This window comes from Limosilactobacillus fermentum (assembly GCF_013394085.1).
In the GTDB taxonomy this organism is placed as follows: Bacteria; Bacillota; Bacilli; order Lactobacillales; family Lactobacillaceae; genus Limosilactobacillus; species Limosilactobacillus fermentum.
Window position 1 is genome coordinate 100,454 of record NZ_CP040910.1, and the last position, 20,664, is coordinate 121,117.

Annotated in this window: 14 protein-coding genes; 10 read left to right on the top strand and 4 right to left on the bottom strand. The window is 55.8% G+C overall.

Going from position 1 to position 20,664, the window contains the following annotated elements; genetic code table 11:
- Positions 1-316 precede the first annotated feature (316 nt).
- The 4 genes from FG166_RS00485 to FG166_RS00500 all read left to right on the top strand — a co-directional run bounded on the left by FG166_RS00485 (position 317) and on the right by FG166_RS00500 (position 10,800).
- Positions 317-4,054, top strand: a complete 3,738-nt coding sequence (locus tag FG166_RS00485; protein ID WP_024500595.1) for a PD-(D/E)XK nuclease family protein — start codon at positions 317-319, stop codon at positions 4,052-4,054.
- 6 nt (positions 4,055-4,060) lie between these two features.
- Positions 4,061-8,074 (top strand): helicase-exonuclease AddAB subunit AddA, encoded by a 4,014-nt coding sequence (gene addA, locus FG166_RS00490; protein WP_003682340.1) that lies wholly within the window; start codon positions 4,061-4,063, stop codon positions 8,072-8,074.
- Entirely contained in the window at positions 8,074-8,937 is an 864-nt protein-coding gene (locus FG166_RS00495; protein WP_003682342.1) for an aldo/keto reductase, read from the top strand. Before addA ends, FG166_RS00495 begins: the two co-directional genes overlap by 1 nt.
- Positions 8,938-9,174: 237 nt before the next feature.
- A complete protein-coding gene (locus FG166_RS00500; protein ID WP_003682343.1) occupies positions 9,175-10,800 on the top strand; it encodes a glycerophosphodiester phosphodiesterase in 1,626 nt (541 codons plus the stop codon).
- A 293-nt stretch (positions 10,801-11,093) separates the two neighbouring features.
- Here the strand turns inward: FG166_RS00500 and FG166_RS00505 are convergent, their stop codons facing one another.
- From FG166_RS00505 to FG166_RS00515, 3 genes are read right to left on the bottom strand one after another with little or no spacing between them, the layout of a single operon-like run.
- Complete coding sequence (locus tag FG166_RS00505; RefSeq protein WP_003682345.1) at positions 11,094-11,450, bottom strand: arsenate reductase family protein; 357 nt, start codon at positions 11,448-11,450, stop codon at positions 11,094-11,096.
- A gap of 37 nt (positions 11,451-11,487) precedes the next feature.
- Positions 11,488-12,603, bottom strand: a complete 1,116-nt coding sequence (locus FG166_RS00510; RefSeq protein ID WP_003682347.1) for an ABC transporter permease — start codon at positions 12,601-12,603, stop codon at positions 11,488-11,490.
- Positions 12,596-13,327, bottom strand: a complete 732-nt coding sequence (locus FG166_RS00515) for an ABC transporter ATP-binding protein (protein WP_003682349.1) — start codon at positions 13,325-13,327, stop codon at positions 12,596-12,598. The genes FG166_RS00510 and FG166_RS00515 overlap by 8 nt, the downstream gene beginning before the upstream one ends.
- A gap of 138 nt (positions 13,328-13,465) precedes the next feature.
- Here FG166_RS00515 and FG166_RS00520 point away from each other — a divergent pair, with 138 nt between their 5' ends.
- Positions 13,466-14,020 carry a TetR family transcriptional regulator gene (locus tag FG166_RS00520; RefSeq protein ID WP_003682352.1) on the top strand — a complete coding sequence of 185 codons (555 nt, stop codon included), beginning with the start codon at positions 13,466-13,468 and terminating at the stop codon, positions 14,018-14,020.
- An 80-nt stretch (positions 14,021-14,100) separates the two neighbouring features.
- Here FG166_RS00520 and FG166_RS00525 read toward each other — a convergent pair whose 3' ends face one another.
- The gene (locus FG166_RS00525; RefSeq protein ID WP_003682354.1) at positions 14,101-15,075 is read right to left on the bottom strand and encodes a GMP reductase; all 975 of its coding nucleotides are present in this window, start codon (positions 15,073-15,075) and stop codon (positions 14,101-14,103) included.
- Positions 15,076-15,271: 196 nt separating this feature from the next.
- Here FG166_RS00525 and FG166_RS00530 point away from each other — a divergent pair, with 196 nt between their 5' ends.
- The 5 genes from FG166_RS00530 to pyrE all read left to right on the top strand — a co-directional run bounded on the left by FG166_RS00530 (position 15,272) and on the right by pyrE (position 20,569).
- A complete protein-coding gene (locus FG166_RS00530) occupies positions 15,272-16,561 on the top strand; it encodes an adenylosuccinate synthase (RefSeq protein WP_003682357.1) in 1,290 nt (429 codons plus the stop codon).
- Between the two features lie 326 nt (positions 16,562-16,887).
- Positions 16,888-18,270 (top strand): NAD-dependent succinate-semialdehyde dehydrogenase, encoded by a 1,383-nt coding sequence (locus FG166_RS00535; RefSeq protein WP_003682359.1) that lies wholly within the window; start codon positions 16,888-16,890, stop codon positions 18,268-18,270.
- Positions 18,271-18,553: 283 nt separating this feature from the next.
- Positions 18,554-19,093: a bifunctional pyr operon transcriptional regulator/uracil phosphoribosyltransferase PyrR gene (gene pyrR, locus FG166_RS00540; protein WP_021350371.1), complete on the top strand. Its 540-nt coding sequence runs from the start codon at positions 18,554-18,556 to the stop codon at positions 19,091-19,093.
- A gap of 118 nt (positions 19,094-19,211) precedes the next feature.
- On the top strand, positions 19,212-19,943 hold the full coding sequence (pyrF, locus tag FG166_RS00545) for an orotidine-5'-phosphate decarboxylase (RefSeq protein WP_003682363.1): 732 nt from the start codon (positions 19,212-19,214) through the stop codon (positions 19,941-19,943).
- A complete protein-coding gene (pyrE, locus tag FG166_RS00550) occupies positions 19,943-20,569 on the top strand; it encodes an orotate phosphoribosyltransferase (RefSeq protein ID WP_003682365.1) in 627 nt (208 codons plus the stop codon). Before pyrF ends, pyrE begins: the two co-directional genes overlap by 1 nt.
- Positions 20,570-20,664 lie beyond the last annotated feature (95 nt).

Here is a 20,664-nt window from a genome sequence, read left to right on the forward strand (position 1 = left end):
TGAGGAGCAAACTCATAATAGAAAGATTGAGAGATTTGAAAATTGACGCACTAAACCACCGAGATGGATTTACTTAGCACTTAATAAGTTCACTAAGTAACAATTTCATTTAACCATGGTCTGTCTAAAAAACAAGGAAAAAACTTGGTAAGTGAGCAACTTAAACGATATTAAGATGAAAAGATAGTACGAGGTGAATGTGATTGAATATAAATTCACAATCGGTCGTCCGCACAACAATGCGAACATTCATTCCCCTTTTTGGCACCCTAGCGTGGTATAATTAGGCAACGATCTGAATGGGGGAATGATAAAAATGGCGACCTTACAATTTGTTTTGGGGAGTGCGTCCTTTGACCACCAGCAAGTGATGCTCGATCGCTTGGCGGCTCAGTACCAGCAAGCACCCAATGATACCTACCTTTACTTAGTGCCCAACCACGTTAAGTTCACCACCGAAGTAGCCGTTTTAAAGGGGCTTAAAAAGCGGTTGAAGCAAACCGGTAATTACGCCCAGGCTAACGTGGCGGTCCTGTCCTTTTCGCGCTTGGGGTGGTTTTTGTGTAAGGACGACCCCGATTACCAAAAGCCCCGCCTTTCCAACGTGGGGATGGCGATGGTGGTCGCCAAGATCATTCGGGAACTCAAGGCAGAATCCCCCGACCTCTTGAAGATGTTTCGGGGCGAAAGCGAACGCCAGGGCTTTGCCACGGCGGTGACCAAGCAGCTGGTGGAACTACAAAACGCCAATATTCAACCGGCCGACCTGGCGCCCGATCAGGAAACCGGGATTATTAAGCGGGCCCTGGCTAGTCAGGCGGGGGGTGGCCGGGCCAGTCAATCGACGGTCTTTACCGACAAGATGACCGTCCTGTACGAAATTTACCGGCGCTTTGAGGCGGCGGTCACGACCCACGTCACGGCGCCGGACCGGTCAGCGATGCTCTTAAACCACCTCGAAGCCGCCGACCTATCAACGACCCACGTTTACCTTGATCGCTTTGCCGGTGAATTTAGCGCCCAGGAACAGTTGATTGTCGACGCCCTGATTCAACGGGCTGCCGACACCACGGTTTCTTTGATCCTCGACCGGGATTACCGGGGACGGGAGTTGCCGAGTCAAAACAACCTCTATTACCGCTCGGCCAAGCAGTACCAGGACTTATTGAACCTCGCCACTCAGCAGGTGGGCGTGGATGTGTTAGACCCGATTGTTTTGAATCAGCCGAACCAACGACGGGTTAGCGACGCCTTGGTGGGGGTCGAAGAGTGGATGGAAGCAGACGCACGCTTCGCTCTGCCAGACAGGTTGCCGGCCCCGACCGACCAAGTAGGCTTTTTCACCGCCCCAACCCGGGTGGCCGAACTCAACCGGGTCGCCACCAAAATTCGCCAGCTCGTTGCCACCGGTCAGTACCGCTACCGGGACTTTTTAGTGGTTACGAGGCACCTGGACGGCTACCAAACGATGCTAGAACCGATCTTTAGCCGCCACCAAATTCCGGTCTTCAACGATAACCAACGCCCAATGGCGACCTCGCCGCTAGCGACCTTCACCGCCGCCTTGTTCAAGGTCTTAAAGGACTACTACCAAGAAGCCGACGTGATGGAGTTGTTAAAGACCGGCCTCTTGGTTCCCGAGACGCCGGAAGAGCTCCAACAGGAGGGGCGTGCGAAGCGAAACCCCAACACCTTCATGACCGCCGTCTACCGGACCGAAAACTACTGCCTGAAGTTCGGCAAGGGGGGGCGGTCGTGGTTTGACGAGCGGCCGTGGCGACTGGAAGGAGAACAACCAGAAAGCGATGCGCTCAAGCGCCAAAACGCCCAGATTAACTGGGTCAAAAATTACATCAAAGACGAATTGGCCCCGGCCCTGGCCGACCTACAAACGGCCACTACCGGGCGGGAGTTAGCCACCAAGTTCTACCAGTTCCTCTTGGATCAAGGGGTCCGTCACCAACTTTATTCCTGGGCCCACCAAGCCCAAGAAAGCGGGCAGTTAACCCAGCTGCGCGACGTTCAGCAAATTTGGCAGACCTTTGGCACCCTCTTGGACGAGTACGTAACCATCCTTGGCGACCAGGTGGCCCCGACCGAGCAGCCGGGACAGTTGGTGGCCGAGTTTGCCGACCTCATGAACACCGGTTTTAACGCCGGGCGCTACGCCCAAATCCCGTCGACTTTGGATCAAGTGTTGGTTTCGGAAAGCGGGATGATCCAGGACAACCAGCGCAAGGTCCTCTTCATCATGGGGGCGACCGATGACGTGATGCCGGAAGTCAAGGCCAGCGAGGGGCTCTTATCCGACCCCGACCGGGAACTTTTGAAGCGGGGCTTAAACGACGACCAGTTCCTGCCCATCAGCGGGACCGACCAGATCAACAACGAGCCCTTCTTAAACTACCTGAGCATGCTGTCGGTAACCGAGCGCCTCTACATGAGCGCCCCCCTGATGAGCAGCGACGACAGTGAGTTAACCCTCTCCCCGTACCTGAAGGGCTTGGCCCGTCACTTCAACCAGTGGGATGACCAAAACAACGCCCCGACCACCGACTTGCCAGACCGGCCGAACCCGCGGGCAAGCGAAGACGACGTGTGGTCCTTTGTGGCGGCGCCGGCCGTGACGATGGGGAACCTGATTGAAGTGGAGCGCCTGAGTAAGGACACCGGCCGTAAGCTGACTAGTGCCTGGCGGGACGTGGCCAGGGCCCTAACCCGCCACGACGAGGGTTTGACGGGGCGGTTAAACGACATCCGGGATGGCCAGTACGCCAAAAACGAGGCGGTGCCACTGCAACCGGAACTGGCGGCCCGCTTGTACACCACTAACCGCCAGGGCCAAGTCACCAACCAGTTGACGGCTTCGATTAGCCAGCTGGAGAAGTTCTACCAAAACCCGTACGACTACTTCTTGCGTTACGGTTTGCACCTGAAGAAGCGCGACGAATTAGAGGTCTCCAGCGACAAGTCCGGGACCTTAAACCACGACGCCCTGGCCTTCTTTGTCCAAAGCGTGATCGACGAACCGGACCTGCAGCTGGCCGACTTGGTTAAAGAAGAGCACCAAGGGCGCCAAGCCGAGTTGATTGACCAAGCCTTTGAGCAGGCCATGAACCAACAAGAGGAGTTGCGGGAATTGGCGGCCAATAACAGCCGGGTCAACTTGCAACTACAGGTGGCCAAGCAGTTGATTACCACCATGGCCAAGACCCTGTGCCTGCAAGCAACCCAGACCGACGCCCAACCAGTGGCGGTTGAAAAGGCCTTTGGGCAGGCGGATTGGACCGGGGAAAGCCAAGCCGCCGAGTTACCAGCGTTAACCTTTGACCTGACCGGGGCGGGGCTCGGTGAGGGCGCCAAGGTCAGCCTGCGGGGGCGGATTGACCGCTTAGACGAGTTGAAACTGGGCGAGCAAACCTACCAGCTGGTGGTTGATTACAAGTCCTACAACAAGGCGTTTGACTTGGTCGACGCCTACGCCGGCCAGGCCCTGCAAATGCTGGCCTACCTCAACGCGTTACAGGCGGCCAACCCGGGCGAGCAACTACTGGGGAGCCTGTACCTGCGTTTGTACGTCCCGACCGTTGACGCCGGCAAGGAGGGGACCGCCGAGGAGCTAAAAGAGCACCTCTACCAGGGGATCACGATTAACGATGACGCCGTCTTGGCCGCCCTCGATCACGGGCTTGGTGAAAAGGGTGCCACCCTGTTAAGCATCAAAAAGAAGAGTAAAAAAGACACCAGCCGCTTTAAGGTTAGTGCCGACGATCAATTCAGCGCTAAGGCGGGCTCCAACCTGGTCTCACCAACCGATTTGAAGCGCCTGATGGACCACAACGCCGAACTGATTAAGGAAGCCGCCGTTCAGATCCTGCAGGGCCAAAACGAGATTAGGCCGTACCGGCGCCAAGTCGGCACCACCGCGGAGACCGGCCTGGCCTTTAGCGACTTCTTAGACGTTTCCCGCTTCGATCAGGCCCTGGATGACTACAAGGAAATCGAGCTGACCGACGCCGACGTGGAAGCAAAGTTTGAACAAGAGGAGGAATAGGGGAAGATGGTTTTCACACCAAGTAAGGAACAGGAGCCGGCGATCAACGACCGGCAAAAAGACATTTTGGTTTCCGCCTCGGCGGGGAGTGGGAAGACCGCCGTTTTGGTTGAGCGGGTGATCCAGCTGATGGAAACCGGACTGAGTAAGGACGCTAAGCCTAGCGAGCGGCCCAACATCGATGACATCCTGATGGTGACCTTTACCACCGACGCCGCTAAGAACATGCGCGACCGGATCCGCCGGCGCCTGGTCGGGGCGACCGACGAACACATGAAGGCCCAGGTGGCCCGCTTGGCCCTGGCCAACATCAGCACGATCCACTCCTTTTGCGAGCAGTTGATTAAGCGCTACTACTACGTCATCGACCTCGACCCCCAGTTTCGGTTAATTGACGACGCCGAACAGCAGCTCCTAAAGGAACAGGCCTGGCAAGTGACCCTCGATGACTGGGTGGCCAATCCGGACCAAGTGGGGGCGCTGCACCAGTTAATCGATAACTTTGGGGCGGGGAACCTCGAGTCCGTTGTTCAGGCGCTGGACACCGAGGCCGACGCCCAGCCGCACCCGAGCGACTGGCTGGCCGGCTTAAGTGGCCTTTACCAGTTCGAAGAAGGGGCGGACCCGCGGCAAAGTGCCTTCTTTAAGCGCCTCTTGGAACCCCTCGTGGGCCCGCAACTAAAGGAACTGCGGGACCAGTGGGCGGCCCTTGGCGAAGTGGGGCCGGCCCGTTTTGCCGAGCAGATTGAAGAAGATTTAGCTAAATTAGCCACGACCGTTGATGACCAGGGCCATTTGTTAGGCAGCTGGGACAGCCTGGCCCAGACCCTCAACAAGAAGAATTTTGCACCTAAGTTGCGCAAACGTAAGGATGACGACGATCCCGAACTCTTAGACGAACTGGGGGTTCAGCGGGGTGGCCTGCGGGATCAGCTGGGCGACCTCCACGATACCTACTTCTTCCAGTCCGCCGCGGACCTGGTTAAGTATGGTCAAAAGGCTGGCGCCCTAATTGAGATCTTAACCCGGGTGGCCACCGACTTCCGGTGCCACTACCAGATCATCAAGCAGGACCGCCGCCTGCTCGATTTCTCCGACTTAGAGCACTACGCCTACGCCATCTTGACCGGCGAAAACATCAACCCAAAGGTGACCTGGAGTGACGAAGAAGCGTGGGCCAAGCGCCAAGCCGCCGCCCAAGTCCAAGCCGAGTTGCAGCGCCACTACAAGGAAATCATGATCGACGAGTACCAAGACACCAACCGCCTGCAAGACGACCTGTTACGCCTCTTGCACAAGAGTGGGCAAAACCACCGCTTTATGGTTGGGGACATGAAGCAGTCGATCTACCGCTTCCGCCAGGCCGACCCCACCCTGTTTAAGGACTACTACGATCAGTTCAGCGCGGATGGGCAAAGCAGCGAGGCCCTGGACTTGAGCGACAATTACCGCTCCCGCCACGAGGTTACCGACCTGGTCAACCTCATTTTCGAACAGCTGATGGACCAGCAACTGGGTGAGATGGTCTACGATGATAAGGCCAGCTTGAAGCCCAAGGCCGATTGGGGGGCCGACCGGGACCAGGCTAGCCCGGCGACCCCGGAACTCCTGCTCTTTGATGGGGGCGTCAAGAAAACGACCGCTAACCCCACCGGCGAGGACGCCATCGTGGTCCGTCAGCCGGAAGACAAGGTCGCTAGCGAAGTCTGGCTGATTGGCCAACGGATCCGCGAGCTCCTGGCCAAGGAAACGATCTTGGACCCGGAAACCAAGCGGGTCCGCCCGATCACGCCGGGCGACATCGCCATTTTGTCGCGGGCCAAGCGGATTCACTCGGTGATCGCCGAACAGTTTGCCAAGCTTAACTTACCGGTGATGGTGCACGGGGTGGAAAACTACTTTAAGGCCACCGAGATCCGGGTCGTGATGTCCTTGCTAAAGGTAATCGATAACCCCTACCAAGACGTTCCGTTGGCGGCCGTGCTCCGTTCGCCGCTGATTCAAGTCGCTCCCGAGGTGGCGGCTAAGTTCGGCCTGAGCCAGGGCGAAAACCGGATTGGCTTTACGGAACCGGAGTTAGCCTACTTGAAGGTCAACAGCACCTCCAAGGACTTCTTTGGCGTCGTGCAGCAAAACTACTACGCTTGGCGCGATCAAGAGGTCGAAGCGGTTGAAAACCACGACGCCCTGACTGAAGAGGAGCTCGCCGAACGGGTCGCAGGCGACCCGGCCGGCTTAGCGACTAAGGAAGAACTGGGCGTCAACTGTGGGTTAATCTACCTGAAGTTAGCCCGCTTCTTTGAGTTGCGGGACCACTTACGCCGGGTCGCCCAGCGACGCCCCCTGGTGGACTTGATCTGGACGATTTACCAAGCAACCGGCTACCTGGATTACGTGGGCGGAATGAGCGGCGGCCCCCAGCGCCAAGCTAACCTCCACGCCCTGTACGAACGGGCGAGTGGCTACGAGGAGAGTGGCTTCAAGGGACTTTACCAGTTCATCCACTTCATCGAGCAGATGCAAAAGAAAAACGACGACTTGGGCGAGGCGACCACGGCCCTGGCCGGTGACGCGATTAACGTCATGACGATCCACAAGTCCAAGGGGCTCCAGTTCCCGATCGTCTTCTTAGTGGAAACGACCCACCAGTTCCAAGCCGACCGGGATCCGGTAACGATTGAGCCCCAGGCCGGGCTTGGCTTCACCTACGTGGATAGCACGGCCAACGAGACGATGCGCGTCAAGCACCCGCTGGTCCAACAGGCGGCCTTAAAGGAGAAAAAGAAGCGCCAGGACCGGGCCGAAGAAATGCGCCTCCTCTACGTGGCCCTGACCCGGGCCGAGCAGCGCCTCTTCATCACCGGGTACGTGAAGGACGCTGACCTGACCAAGAAGATGGATAAGTGGAACCGGGCCTTTGATAGCGCCAGCCCGCTGTTGACCACCACCACACGCTTGAAGGGGCAATCGATGCTTGATTGGATCATGATGACCCTGGTGCGGACGGCGAACTTCCCAACGCTAAGGGAGGGGGTTGAAGCCGCCGCCGCCCCGCTGCGGGGCCTTACCAAGGCGGCCTACCAAATTAAGCTGCAAAACGCTGACCAGGTTCAGGCGGCCCTCAACACCCCGCTGGACCTGCACCCGAATGCGACGGCGGAGCAAGCCACCCCGGCGGCCGCCACTAGCCGCCAGTTTAAGGCCGACTTAGAACGGGTGTTAAACTTTACCTACCCGGATCAAGTGGCGACTCAAACGACCGCCTTTCAAGCCGTTTCGACGGTGCGGGAGGCCTTTGCCCGCCAGGACCCTACCAACCTGGAGATGGGTCGGCTAGAAATTGACCGCGACCAGATCAAAGAATCCGGGGCCTACCTAGCACCGGAAGAGCGGGCCTTCGAAAATCCCGCCTTCATCACCGGGGCGAGCGATCAGGAGCCAACCGGGACGGCGATCGGGACCGCTACCCACTTGATCTTCCAGAAATTACCGTTAACGGAACCGCTTGACGAAGGGGCGGTCCGTGCTTTAATTAAGTCCCTAACGGAGAGTGGTTTAATCGATAATCCCCAAGTTGCGGCGGGCATTGACGTGGCCGGCGTGGTATCCTTTTACCAAACGGGGCTCGGTCAGGTCATTACCGCCCACCCTGAGCAGGTTCACCGGGAAGTACCGTTCTCGATGTTACTGAGCGCCCACGATCTCTTCAGCGGGATTGGGGCCACCGATGACAGTGAGGTATTGATCCACGGGATCATCGACGGCTACGTCCAACACGACGACCAGATCGACCTGTTCGATTACAAGACCGACCGGATCAGTCAGGCCCACCCGGAAGAAGACCTCCAGGAACTGGCGGACAAGTACTCGGGCCAACTGGTGCTGTACGCCGATGCCCTGACCAAGATGACGGGGGTTCCCCTAGAAAAGATCCACCGCCACCTTTACTTCACCCGGGCCAAGCGGGTGGTAACCCTGAGCGCCCCGCCGTCGTCGCACGAACCAAAGGAGGAAGCATAATGGAATTAAAGGACTTAACGAGTGCCTACACCCTTGCCAACGGAATCGCCATTCCGGCGGTTGGTTACGGAACCTTCCGGACCCCGGCCACCGTGGCCCGGCAAGCGGTCAAAACCGCGATTGAAGTCGGCTACCGCCATATCGACACGGCCGCCGTTTACGAAAATGAAGAGGCGGTCGGCCAAGGGATTAATGATTCCGGGATTGACCGCGACAGCATCTTTTTGACCTCCAAGCTTTGGAATACCGAGCGGGGCTACGATAAGACGATCGCCGCCTTTGAAGCCTCCCTCAAGCGCTTGCAAACGACCTACTTGGACCTGTATTTGATCCACTGGCCGGCCAACCAAAAGCAGTTTGGTGACCAGGCCGCAGCGCTTAACGCCGAGACCTGGCGGGCACTAGAAGACCTCTACAAGCAGCGCAAGGTTAAGGCGATCGGGCTGTCTAACTTCATGCCCCACCACGTTGCCGAGCTGTTAAAGACCGCCAAGATCCGCCCGCAGGTTGACCAAATTGAGGTTCACCCCGGCTGGACCCACCAAGAAGAGATCAAGAAGCTCCAAGCGATGGGAATCTTGGTTGAGGCCTGGGCCCCGCTGGGTGGTCAGGGGGCCACGGTAATGGAGAATGAAACGATCAAGCAAATTGCTACGGCGCACGGTAAGACCCCGGCCCAAGTGGTTTTGCGTTGGGAGATACAACAAGAAGTCCTGCCGCTACCAAAGTCGGTTCACGAACACCGGATGAGGGAAAACGCGGACGTCTTTGACTTCACCCTGTCACCGGCGGAGATGGGCCAAATTGCCGCTTTACCGAACATGGGCGGCCAGTGCGCCGACCCGGATGAGGTTGACTATTAAGGAGTGCGCTCCAGCCTATCAAGCAGGCCGTGGGCTAAGGATAGGTTACAGGTTAGTGCACCAGCGGTTATTGACCACGTTGGCTGCCTAACATTCAGAAAGATAATAAGCGCCCGGGAGAAAATCGTGTTTTCTCCTAGGCGCTTTTTTATGCTCCCGCAATCGATGCCCCCCGCTACGGCCGCCTTTTTTGGGGGGTGGTACAATGGGGGACAGTAAGTAGAAAAGGAAGAAAAGATGCAAGCCCTGAAATTAAACCTAATGTCCGTTCGACGCGTTGGCCTGGCTGGGTTTGGCTTGGTCGCCTCATTAGACCTGGTGGCAACTTGGCTACTCACCCCGCTGTTACGCCTCGTGACGACTTTCTTATTGGCACAAGCGACGATCCCCTTTGTGTCCGTTGACAACGTCGTCACCCTCTTGACCACCCACCCGTTAATCGTCTGCGCCCTTCTAGTCGAGGTGTGTGTGGTCCTGGCCTTACTGGGTCTCCAAGTCCTGGTGGCCTTTAGCGGGCTCAGGCTCTTAGTGGCCGGGCGCTTTTCCTTCGCCGGCTGGCTAGCGACCTGCCGCCAGCAGGTGGTGAACTTAGGCTGGCGGGGTGCCTTGGCCTGGGTGCCGCTGTTGATCGTGGCGATGCCGATTGCGACCCTGTTGTTTCGGACCCCGTTGCTGGTCAACATCAAGGCCGACGCCTTTATCCTCGATTACCTAACCAGGCGGCCAAGCTTAATGATTGGCGGCGTGTTGGTTTACGCAGCCTGCTTGTTCATCGTGGTGCGCTGGCTGTCCTGGGGACGGGTGAAGAGGGCGCTAGGCTTGGCCCTTTGGTGGGGGGCGTGGTCCTGGCTCGTCAACGGGTTGGTGGTGTTGGTTAACCACGGCAACGCCCCGACTTGGTTGGCCCTTAGCGGACTCTTAATTGCCCAGGTGGCGGCGGAGTTGGCCCTTAGCGCAACCGCCCTGGGCTTGGTAGCCACTCCCCAAAAGGCTTCCGGTTACCACCAGTGGCGCCCCTGGTGGCTCTTAATCTTAGTGGTGTTTGTCTTCGCCGCGATGCCGAGCGACTGGACTTACTTAACAACTAAGTTAGCGGCGCCATTGACGGTCGCTCACCGCGGTGTTGACGGGCAAAACGGCGTGCCCAATTCAATTGCGGTGTTAAAAAAGACCCACCGGGCGGCCCACCCAGACTTTGTCGAAATGGACGTCCACGAAACGGCCGACCACCAGTTTGTCGTCGTCCACGACGAAAACTTGAAGCAACTGACCGGGGTCGACAAGGCGCCCCACCAGCTAACCCTTAAGCAACTGACGAAGTTGGTGGCCAAACAGGATGGCTACCGGGCCAAGCTAGTGAGTTTTGATGACTACCTGGCGGCTGCCGAGCAAAACCACCAACGCCTGATCGTTGAACTTAAGGCGACCCCGCACGATTCCAAGGGCCTCTTGGCGCGTTTTAACCAGCGGTACGGCGCCCGTTTGATCAAGGATGGGGACATGGTTCACTCGCTCGATTACGCTTACGTAGCTAAGTTGCACCGGCTCAACCCCAAGCTAACGGTGCTCTACTGCATGGCTTACAACTTTACCAACCCGGCTAGGGAAGCGGACGGGGTGACGGCGGAGTATTCGACCTTAAACCACCGCTTCATTGACGCCGCCCACCAAGGGAACCAACTGGTAATGGCGTGGACGGTCAATAATGCCGGGGCGATGAAGCAGGCCCTTTTCGACCACGCCGACGGGGTGATCACCGACCGGGTCAGCACCCTGAATAAGGTGATCAAAGAGGTGCGGACAAACGATACGCTGGAAAGCAGGTTGGTTAACTACTTCAACCCGCTGCCTAACTTAGAGTGAAGGGGTAACGGATCGTAGCTCGCGTTAACTAAACAGCCCCTGACCGATGGGTTGCCATTGGTCAGGGGCTGTTTGATTACCAAAGGACTGGACAGGATAAATGTTTAGATTTGCGCAATAAAAAGTGAGTGCGGACCAACCATTGGTAGGCCGTGGGCTAAGGATAGGGCGAACGGTTGGTGCGCCAGCACCGTTCTTCGGCCAGGCTTAGCCACTAGGCCTGCGGTTGGGGAGCACGTTATCCTGCGCAAATTTGCAGATTTGTCCTGTCTTGCAAAATGGTGGTTAACTGGTTAGCGCCAGGTTTGTTCGTAAACGTCTTCTTTAAAGCCGCAGGTCAGTTGCGAGCCCTCGACCATCAACGGCCGTTTGATTAACTTACCGTCCGAAGACAGCAGGGTGGCGGCCTCGTCGATCGTCATGGTTGGTAGCTTATCCTTGAGCTTTTGTTCCCGGTAGTGCTGGCCACTGGTGTTAAAGAAGTAGCGCAGGCCCAGGTCTTGGTGCTCGGTTAACCACTTAACGAAGAGTTCCTTGGCCGGTGGTTCTGCGACCAGATCTTGTTGGTCATAGGCGACCTGGTGGTCATCGAGCCACTTTTGGGCCTTCTTGCAAGTCGAACAACGGGAGTAGCAGTAAAAAGTTGGCATAGGGGCGTTCTCCTTTTTTAAAACTATTGTACACCGCTTAAACCTTGCGGTAACGTTTTAAGCCCATCACGTTTAAGACCACGAAGAAGACGATGAAGAGGATTAAGACGCCAAGGTCACCGGCGATCGTTTCAACCCCTTGCCCCTTCATGATCACGTCGTTCATGGCGTTGCCGGCGTAGGTTAATGGCAGGATTTTTGAGATGACCTGAATCCAGTTTGGCAAGGCGTCCAGTGGCACGATGCCGGAGAAAAAGACCTGGGGCATGACCACGATCGGCACGAACTGCATCATTTGAAATTCCGAGCTGGCAAAGGTGGAGATAAAGATTCCCATTGCTAGTGCCGCCAGGGCCAACAAGATGTTGATTAAAAAGACCAGGGCCAAGTCACCGACGATTTGGACCTTTATGAGCCAGACCGTGGTGATGACAATTAAGAGGGTTTGCACGATCGCGACTACCCCGTAAGAAACCATGTAGCCGGTGACGATTTCGCCGCGCCGGACCGGGGTGGCCAGGAGTCGGTCAAGGGTGCCGGAGCTGCGTTCGCGCAGGAGGCCGATCCCGGAGATCAAGAAGACAAAGAAGAAGACGAAAAAGCCCATGAAGATTGGTAAGATCTTGGTGAAGTAACCGGTCGAAGAATCACCGTAGCGGTAGGTCGACTTGATGTGGGTCGTGGCGCTCGCGGTCCCCTGGTTGAATTGATCCTGCGCCGTCGTTGGCAACATCGCCACCAGTCGCTGTATGGTGGCCGCCAGTTGGTGGGCATTGCTCTTTTGCAGGGCGACTTGGAAGGCTTGCTTGGTCAAAGCGGTCTTGGCCGAGTCGATGTTGGCAAAGGTTAGGTGGTAGTGATTGGCGCTGGTTTTGACCACGGTGGCGTCGATGCGGTAGTCCTTGAGGGCTCGGTCGGCCTGGTCAGCGCTGGCGTAAGTCTTGACCGAGACGTGCTTGACGACGTCGATTTGCTTGACTAACGACGAGGAAAGGTTGGCCGTCCCGATCGTTACGTGGGTATCAGTGGTGGCTGAAAACATAATCGATAGGAGCCACATGGTTAAAATGGGGGCGATAAAGAGCAGGGCCAGGGTACGTTTGTCGCGGATCAATTCGGTTAAGATCCGTTTGGTGATGGCTAAGCTACGCATGTGCGTTCACCTCCCGTTCGGCCTTTAAGAAGGCCTCTTCAATTGAGCCAACGCCGTAGGATTGCTTGAGGGCGGCCGGGGCGTCGTTGGCGATGATCCGACCATCCATCAAGAGGGCCACCGAATCGGTCATCTCGGCTTCGCTCATCACGTGGGTGGTTACCAGCACCCCGCAGCCATCCTTTTTCATCCGGTCCAGTTCCCGCCAGATTTCGAGGCGCAGGGCCGGGTCGATCCCGACAGTCGGTTCGTCTAAAATTAAGAGCTGGGGTTGGCCGAGCAGGGCGATGGCCAATGACAGGCGCCGTTTCATCCCGCCGGAAAAGCCGCTGACCCGCTTGGTTAAGTCGTTGCTTAGGTCGACCACCTTGGCGACGCGCTGGCATTCCGCCGTTAATTGATGACGTTCAACGCCCTTCAGTTGGGCAAAAAAGGCCAGGTTTTCTTTGGCGGTTAGGGTCTCGTATAAGGCGTCACTTTGGGCCATGTAGCCAATTTGGCCGAGGATCTGACGGTTAGGCATTTGTTGGCCCAGGACCAGAGACGTGCCGCTGTCGGCTTTTTCCATTCCTAAGGTGGTCTTAATCAAAGTGGTCTTGCCGGCCCCCGATGGCCCGATCAGGCCGATGATTTTTTCCGAGGTAATGGTGAGGTCGACGCCGTTTAAAACGGTCTGGGCGCCGAACTGTTTATTTAAAGCCGTAATGGTGATTAGTTCGTTCATTAAAGGTCCCCCCTTGCGTTTGATTAACTTTATTATGGCTTGCCAAGGCGGGGGCAACAAGTCACAATAATCTTAACGTTGTAACTAAAAGTGACACCTGTCGCTTTTGCTGACACTTAACGAAAAGTGGGGATCAAGATGGTAACCCAAGCTGCCAAACGGATGCAAAAAACGATTGAAGAAGCGTACTTAGACCTGTTGGAAAAGGAGAGTTTTCGGGCGGTGACGGTTACGCAAATCGCCCAGGCGGCACTGATTAACCGCCAGACCTTTTACCACCACTACCAAGATAAGTACGATTTGACCGACCGGATGACCGCGGCGGTTTTTATAAGGGTGCGTGAACTGATTGACGTTCGCTTGGCCCAGCTCAAGCGCGGGGAGTCAGTCGATGACTTCTTTAGCTTTTTAAATCCATCAGCCACCCAGCGCTTCTTGACCCCGGCCCTGCGCCGGCGGGTGACGGCTTTGTACACGATCCAATACGATCAATTAAGCCTGTCGCAGCGAATTCACGACTACGTGGCGGCGAACCTGCAAGACCTGCTGGCCCCCGGGGCCCCCGAGCTAGTCAGTGACCTGTTGGCGACGCTGCTTACTCAGGTCTTGCGGACCGTTTTTGAACGGGGGGAATTCCCAACCCCCGCCGAAATCCGGGCGCTCAAGGCTGCCTTTGCCCGTTTGCTCAACTAAAAAGGGTGGTCAACATTCAAAAATACAGCAAGAGGCCGGAAGAAAACGTGGTTTTCTCCCGGCCTCTCGTGGGTTAAGGGCTAGTAGTCCCCGTTTAAAATTGAGTTTTTAACGATAACGTAGTCGACCTTGGTGATCGATTCCAGGTCGCGCCCACCGGCGTAAGAAATCGCTGACTGGAGGTCTTCTTCCATCTCCACCAGGGTGTCTTCGATGGCACCCCGGAACGGCACCAGCATTTGCTTACCTTCGACGTTGCGGTAGGCGCCCTTTTGGACTTCGGAGGCCGAGCCCCAGTATTGCTTGTAGCGCTTGCCGTCAATCGTGATCAGGTTGCCCGGGGATTCTTGGTGGCCGGCCAACAGCGAGCCAATCATCACCATTGAGGCCCCGAAGCGAACGGACTTGGCGATGTCGCCGTTGTGGCGGATTCCCCCGTCGGCGATTAATGGCTTGCGGGCGGCCTTGGAACACAGGCGCAGGGCGGCGAGTTGCCAGCCCCCGGTCCCGAAACCGGTCTTGAGCTTGGTGATGCAAGCCTTACCGGGGCCCACTCCGACCTTGGTGGCGTCGGCGCCGGCGTTTTCCAGGTCGCGAACGGCCTCCGGGGTGGCCACGTTACCGGCGGTTAAGAAGGTGGTCGGCAGTTGTTGCTTGATGTGTTTAATCATGGCGATCACGAAATCAGAATGTCCATGGGCAACGTCGATCGTGATGTACTCCGGCACCAATTGTTCGTCTTTTAGTTGATTGATAAAGTCATACTCGCTGTCCTTGATCCCGACGGAAATCGAGGCAAACAGCCCCCGGTCGTGCATTCGCTTAACGAAGCCGGCCCGGTCCGCGGGGTTGAAACGGTGCATGACGTAGTAGTAGTCATTTTGGGCTAACCAGACCGCCAATTCTTCGTTGATTACCGAGGCCATGTTAGCCGGTACAACGGGAATCTTAAAGGTTTTGGGACCAAATTTAACCTGCGGGTCAGCTTCCTTTCTGCTCTTGATCACACACTTGTTAGGGATCAGTTGAATGTCATCATAATCAAAAGTTTCCATCGGGATACCTCTCTTAAAAAGTGATTTGAAACCGTTAGTAACTATAGGCGAAAATAAGGGCGCCGTCAAGGATAAAACCGAACAATTTTACCTAATGTCAGGAAAAAGGTTCAGAACAACCCTTGCAAATCACGAACTGATCCGGTAGTATCATAGAGTAACTGTGCTTAATTTTAAGACTAATGAGGTGAACAGAATGGCAACAGTAGTAATCGTAGGAAGCCAATGGGGAGACGAAGGAAAGGGGAAGATGACCGACTACCTGAGTCAAGAAGCGAACGTTGTTGTCCGCTCCCAAGGGGGGAACAACGCCGGGCACACGATTGAATTCGATCGGCAGAAGTTTGCCCTGCGGCTGATTCCGTCCGGGATCTTCGGTGAAAACACCACCGCCGTGATTGGTAACGGGGTTGTCATTAACCCGCAGGCCCTGTTGGAAGAAATCAAGTACCTGACCGACCGCGGGGTCGACATCTCTGGGCTTAAGATTTCCAGCCGGGCCCAAGTGATCATGCCATACCACCTCTTGCTCGATGAATGCCAAGAAAAGGCTAAGGGCGCCGCTAAGATCGGGACCACCAAGAAGGGGATTGGGCCAACCTACGTCGATAAGGTTTCCCGGATCGGGATTCGGGTGGCCGACCTCTTGGAAAAGGACACCTTTGCGGCGAAGCTCAAGCAAAACCTGGAGATTAAAAACCAGCTCTTCACCAAGATCTACGGGGTCGACCCGGTTGATTTTGATGAAATCTTTAACCAATACTACGAATACGGCCAACAAATCAAGCAATACGTCACCGATACTTCGCTACTGGTTAACGACGCCATCGACCGCGGCGACAAGGTTCTGTTTGAAGGGGCTCAGGGGACGATGTTAGACATCGATGAAGGGACCTACCCATACGTTACTTCCTCTAACCCAACGGCCGGTGGGGCGCCAACCGGGGCCGGGGTTGGGCCGAACAAGATTGAGACCGTGGTCGGAATTGCCAAGGCCTACACAACCCGGGTCGGGGAAGGACCGTTCCCAACCGAATTGAACGATGAAATCGGCGACTACATCCGCGAAACCGGTCACGAATACGGCACCGTGACCGGCCGTCCACGGCGGGTTGGCTGGTTTGACGCCGTGGCCATGCGCCACGCCCGCCGGGTTAACGGGATGACCTACTTGAGTTTGAACCTGCTCGATGTTTTGACCGGCTTGAAGACGATCAAGATCGCCCGGGCTTACGAACTCGACGGTCAAGAAATTAATTACTACCCGGCTAGTTTGGCAGAATTAGACCGGTGCACCCCGCTTTACGAAGAGGTGCCGGGCTGGGAAGAAGACATCACCCAAGTGACCGACTACGAAGACCTGCCGGCCAACGCTAAGCACTTCTTGGACCGGATCGTCGAACTATCAGAGACGCCACTGGCCACGATTTCCGTTGGTCCATCGCGGGAACAAACGATCATCCTCCGCGACCCGTGGCGGGGTTAAAGTAAACTAACTGACAAAAGAGCGCTGGCTGTCTACTTAGACGGTGGGCGTTTTTTTGTTGGCTGCATAAATTGGCAGACGGCTAGACCGTTTGCGATTTTTTATTATCTGACGATAAAATTATTGTTGATCCACCAGCGGTGTTTATAAAATTAGTTTGTGAAATTTATGGCAGTGACGATAAATTTCACAAGTTAAGTTAAGCGGTACATAGTGTGTTAAATGTTACTTAATGAACAGGATCTAAAAATACTTGTGAAATTTGAAAAAGCGGTTACAATGTGAAGTGCAGATAACAACCAACTAATTATTAAGGAGGCCTACTCATGGCATATCAAACTGTTAATCCTTATACCAATGAAGTTGAACACACTTACGCAGATACCACTCCAGAAGAAGTGGAGAAGGCGTTAAGCCTGGCGCACGGTCTGTACTTAAAGTGGCACGACGGCTCTGGTCTGGAAGAACGGAAAGCTGTGATTACAAAGCTGGGGACGCTCCTTCGCGAACGCCGCACGGAAATGGCTGAACTGATGACCCGTGACATGGGGAAGTTAATCGGTGAAGCCGAAGGTGAAGTTGACCTTTGTGCAAGCTTTTGTGACTACTACGTAGAACACGCCAACGAATTCCTGGCACCAAAGCCAATCTACACCACTTCCGGGAACGCCTTTATCTTAAAGCAATCCCTCGGGGTACTGATGGCGGTTGAACCATGGAACTTCCCGTTCTACCAAATCGCCCGGGTCTTTATCCCGAACTTCATCGTCGGGAACCCGATGCTGTTAAAGGACGCTGCTAACTGCCCAACCTCGGCCCAAGCCTTTGCTGACTTGGTACTGGAAGCCGGCGCCCCAGAAGGTTCTTTGACCAACCTCTTTGTTAGCTACGACCAAGTTTCCGAAATCATCGCTGACCCACGGGTTGCCGGGGCCTGCCTGACTGGTTCCGAACGTGGTGGTCGTTCCGTGGCCACGGAAGCCGCTAAGTCCCTGAAGAAGAGCACCCTGGAACTGGGTGGGAACGACGCCTTCGTTGTTTTGGAAGACGCCGACATGGACAAGCTGGCCAAAATCCTGCCGCAAACCCGTCTGTACAACGCTGGGCAAGTATGTACTTCCTCCAAGCGTTACATCGTTCCGGAAAAGCTGGTTCCGCAATTTGTGAACATCTTAAAGGACGGCTTCTCCAAGGTTAAGATGGGCGACCCGTTGGACCGCTCCACGACTTTGGCTCCGCTTTCCTCGAAGAAGGCCAAGGAAAAGCTGACCCAACAAGTTCAACTGGCCATCGACAACGGGGCTAAGCTCGAATACGGCTTTGAACCAGTGGAAGACCAAGAGGGTCAATTCTTCATGCCAACCATCCTGACCGGGGTAACGGTGGAAAACCCAATCTTTGACCAAGAAATGTTCGGCCCAGTCGCCGTTATCTACCCGTACAAGACCGAAGAAGAAGCCATTGAAATTGCTAACAACTCTAGCTACGGCCTTGGGAACACCGTCTTTGGTACCAACATTGCCCACGCCCGTGAAGTGGCTTCCAAGATCGAAGCCGGCATGAGCTGGATCAACGCTGGTTGGGCCTCCCTGCCTGAACTCCCATTTGGTGGGGTTAAGCACTCCGGTTACGGTCGTGAATTAAGTGAAATTGGTTTCAATGAATTCGTTAACCAACACCTGATTTACGAAGTAGAACCAACCGCTTAGTCTTTACCTCCCTCTCCTCTTAAATTTATCGGTGAAAATCCCCGTCAATTCCCCAGGGACGGGGATTTTTTGTTGCCAATTTTCCAATTTAAAGTTGGGGGAGTCAGAAAAAGGTTGAGAAGGGCGGCCGAGTGTTGACATGGTGCCCCGCCCCGGTTAAGATAGAAATAATAAGCAATGCCTTTAAGTGGATCCCGTGAGGTCACAAGGACGGAGAAATTGGTTAGCGCCGCCTTGGGGACTCTGGGGGGCGCTTTTGTTATCAGAAAAAGGAGTGTTGATCGTGGCCCACGAAATTGTGGATGGTTCAAGTATGCAGCGTGCCCTAACCCGGATTACCTATGAAATTATTGAGCAAAACAAGGGGGTCGACAACTTAGTCTTTGTCGGCATTAAGACCCGCGGCGTGTACTTGGCCCAGCGCCTGGCCAAGCGGATGGAACAACTGGAAGGGGTAAAGGTCCCCGTTGGTTCCTTAGACATTACCCTCTACCGTGATGACCGCCACCAGCCGGACCACCACGTTGAGCCCACGGTCAACGCCACCGAGGTCGACGTCGATATCAACGATAAGCACGTGATCCTAGTTGACGACGTTTTGTACACCGGGCGGACGGTCCGGGCGGCCTTGGATGCCTTAATGGACCTTGGCCGGCCGAAGCGAATCTCTTTGGCGGTCCTGGTTGACCGTGGTCACCGGGAACTGCCGATTCGCCCTGACTTCGTGGGGAAAAACATCCCGACGTCCAATAGCGAAACGGTTCACGTGGCGGTCGAAGAATACGATGGTCACGAAGACATTTCACTGGAAAACCGTAAATAAAATCACCATTTAAGTAACTCCAGCGAGGGTGCAAGGGTGAAGTGGGCCGTTAGTGCGGTGCCTTTTTCATGGCTTCTCCCTTCCTGGGGGAAGCCTTTTTGTTTAGGAGGAAAAAGAAATGCAACGTTTTGAACCCATGGTCGCCGTCGACGTTGAGACCAAGCAAGAGGCCCTGCGCCTGTTTGACAAGTTATCTAGCGACACCGATCACCAACCAATCGTTAAAATCGGGATGGAACTGTACTACGCCTTTGGTCCCGGGATCGTCCGCGAAGCCAAGGGCCGGGGCTTGACCGTCTTTTTAGACCTGAAGCTTTACGACATCCCTAACACCGTGGAACGGACGATGCGGGTGCTCGGGGCCCTGGGCGCTAACTTTGTAACCACCCACGCCGCCGGGGGGACCGAAATGATGAAGGCTGCCAAGCGCGGGCTCTTGGCCGGGGCAGCGGCGGCGGGACGGCGCCAGCCTAAGCTGTTAGCCGTCACTAAGTTGACCTCGATTGACGAACAGATCCTCCACGACGAACAAAAGGTGGCCGGCACCCTGATTGAGGCGGTGCAAAACGCCGCCCACCTGACGGAGGCGGCCGGTTTGGACGGGGTGATTTGCTCGGCCCAAGAAGTCGAAGCGATCCGCCAGGTAACCGGGCCGGACTTCTTATGCGTTACGCCGGGGATCCGGTTGAACCTGGATAACAAGGACGACCAAAAGCGGGTGGTCACCCCCGCCCAGGCCCGGGAACTGGGGAGTAACGCGATTGTGGTCGGCCGGCCGATCACCTTAGCTAAGGACCCGATGAAGGCCTACAATGAAATTCGCCAAGACTTTATGGGGGAACAAGACTAATGGAGTTTGAACAAACCGTTGCAAACGACTTGCTGAGAATTAGGGCCGTCACCCTGCGCCCCGACCACCCTTTCACCTGGGCCAGTGGTATCAAGGCGCCAATTTACACCGATAACCGGCTGACGATTTCCTACCCGGACGTGCGCCAACACATTTACCAAGGGATGAGTGACCTGATTCGCCGTTTTTACGGTGAGGCGACGGTGATCGCTGGGACCGCCACGGCTGGGATCCCCCACGCCGCTTGGGTGGCCGAAGAATTGGGCTTGCCGATGATTTACGTCCGCTCCAAGCCCAAGGACCACGGTCAGGGCCGACAAATCGAAGGGGTCCTGGTACCGGACGCCAAGGTCGTGGTAATCGACGACCTGCTGAGCACCGGGGGTTCGGTACTCAACGCCGTTAAAGCGGTCCAAAAAGAGGGTGCTGAAGTCCTTGGCGTGGTGGCGGACTTCTCCTACCAGTTACCGGCTTTAGACGAGAACTTTGCGGCCGCCAACCTGACCTACCACACGGTCACCAACTACACGACCCTGATCGAAGTCGCCGAACGCAATCACATGGTGACTTACGCCCAAAAGGATTCCCTGCACGCCTGGCGCAAGGACCCGGCTAACTGGGGTTAATAACTAAGGTGCATTAACTACCGCTTAAAATAAGCTTTATCCAATGCCTTTGACGGCTCGCCGGTGGCGCTAGCCCTTTCTAAGGTAGTGGGTCC

What these genes read in the sequence shown, in the direction of transcription:
- addA (WP_003682340.1), top strand. Translation starts at nt 4,061, where the DNA reads ATGGTTTTCACACCAAGTAAGGAACAGGAGCCGGCGATCAACGACCGG.
- FG166_RS00505 (WP_003682345.1), bottom strand. Translation starts at nt 11,450, where the DNA reads ATGCCAACTTTTTACTGCTACTCCCGTTGTTCGACTTGCAAGAAGGCC.
- FG166_RS00500 (WP_003682343.1), top strand. Translation starts at nt 9,175, where the DNA reads ATGCAAGCCCTGAAATTAAACCTAATGTCCGTTCGACGCGTTGGCCTG.
- FG166_RS00495 (WP_003682342.1), top strand. Translation starts at nt 8,074, where the DNA reads ATGGAATTAAAGGACTTAACGAGTGCCTACACCCTTGCCAACGGAATC.
- FG166_RS00535 (WP_003682359.1), top strand. Translation starts at nt 16,888, where the DNA reads ATGGCATATCAAACTGTTAATCCTTATACCAATGAAGTTGAACACACT.
- FG166_RS00525 (WP_003682354.1), bottom strand. Translation starts at nt 15,075, where the DNA reads ATGGAAACTTTTGATTATGATGACATTCAACTGATCCCTAACAAGTGT.
- FG166_RS00485 (WP_024500595.1), top strand. Translation starts at nt 317, where the DNA reads ATGGCGACCTTACAATTTGTTTTGGGGAGTGCGTCCTTTGACCACCAG.
- pyrF (WP_003682363.1), top strand. Translation starts at nt 19,212, where the DNA reads ATGCAACGTTTTGAACCCATGGTCGCCGTCGACGTTGAGACCAAGCAA.
- pyrE (WP_003682365.1), top strand. Translation starts at nt 19,943, where the DNA reads ATGGAGTTTGAACAAACCGTTGCAAACGACTTGCTGAGAATTAGGGCC.
- FG166_RS00520 (WP_003682352.1), top strand. Translation starts at nt 13,466, where the DNA reads ATGGTAACCCAAGCTGCCAAACGGATGCAAAAAACGATTGAAGAAGCG.
- FG166_RS00530 (WP_003682357.1), top strand. Translation starts at nt 15,272, where the DNA reads ATGGCAACAGTAGTAATCGTAGGAAGCCAATGGGGAGACGAAGGAAAG.
- FG166_RS00515 (WP_003682349.1), bottom strand. Translation starts at nt 13,327, where the DNA reads ATGAACGAACTAATCACCATTACGGCTTTAAATAAACAGTTCGGCGCC.
- FG166_RS00510 (WP_003682347.1), bottom strand. Translation starts at nt 12,603, where the DNA reads ATGCGTAGCTTAGCCATCACCAAACGGATCTTAACCGAATTGATCCGC.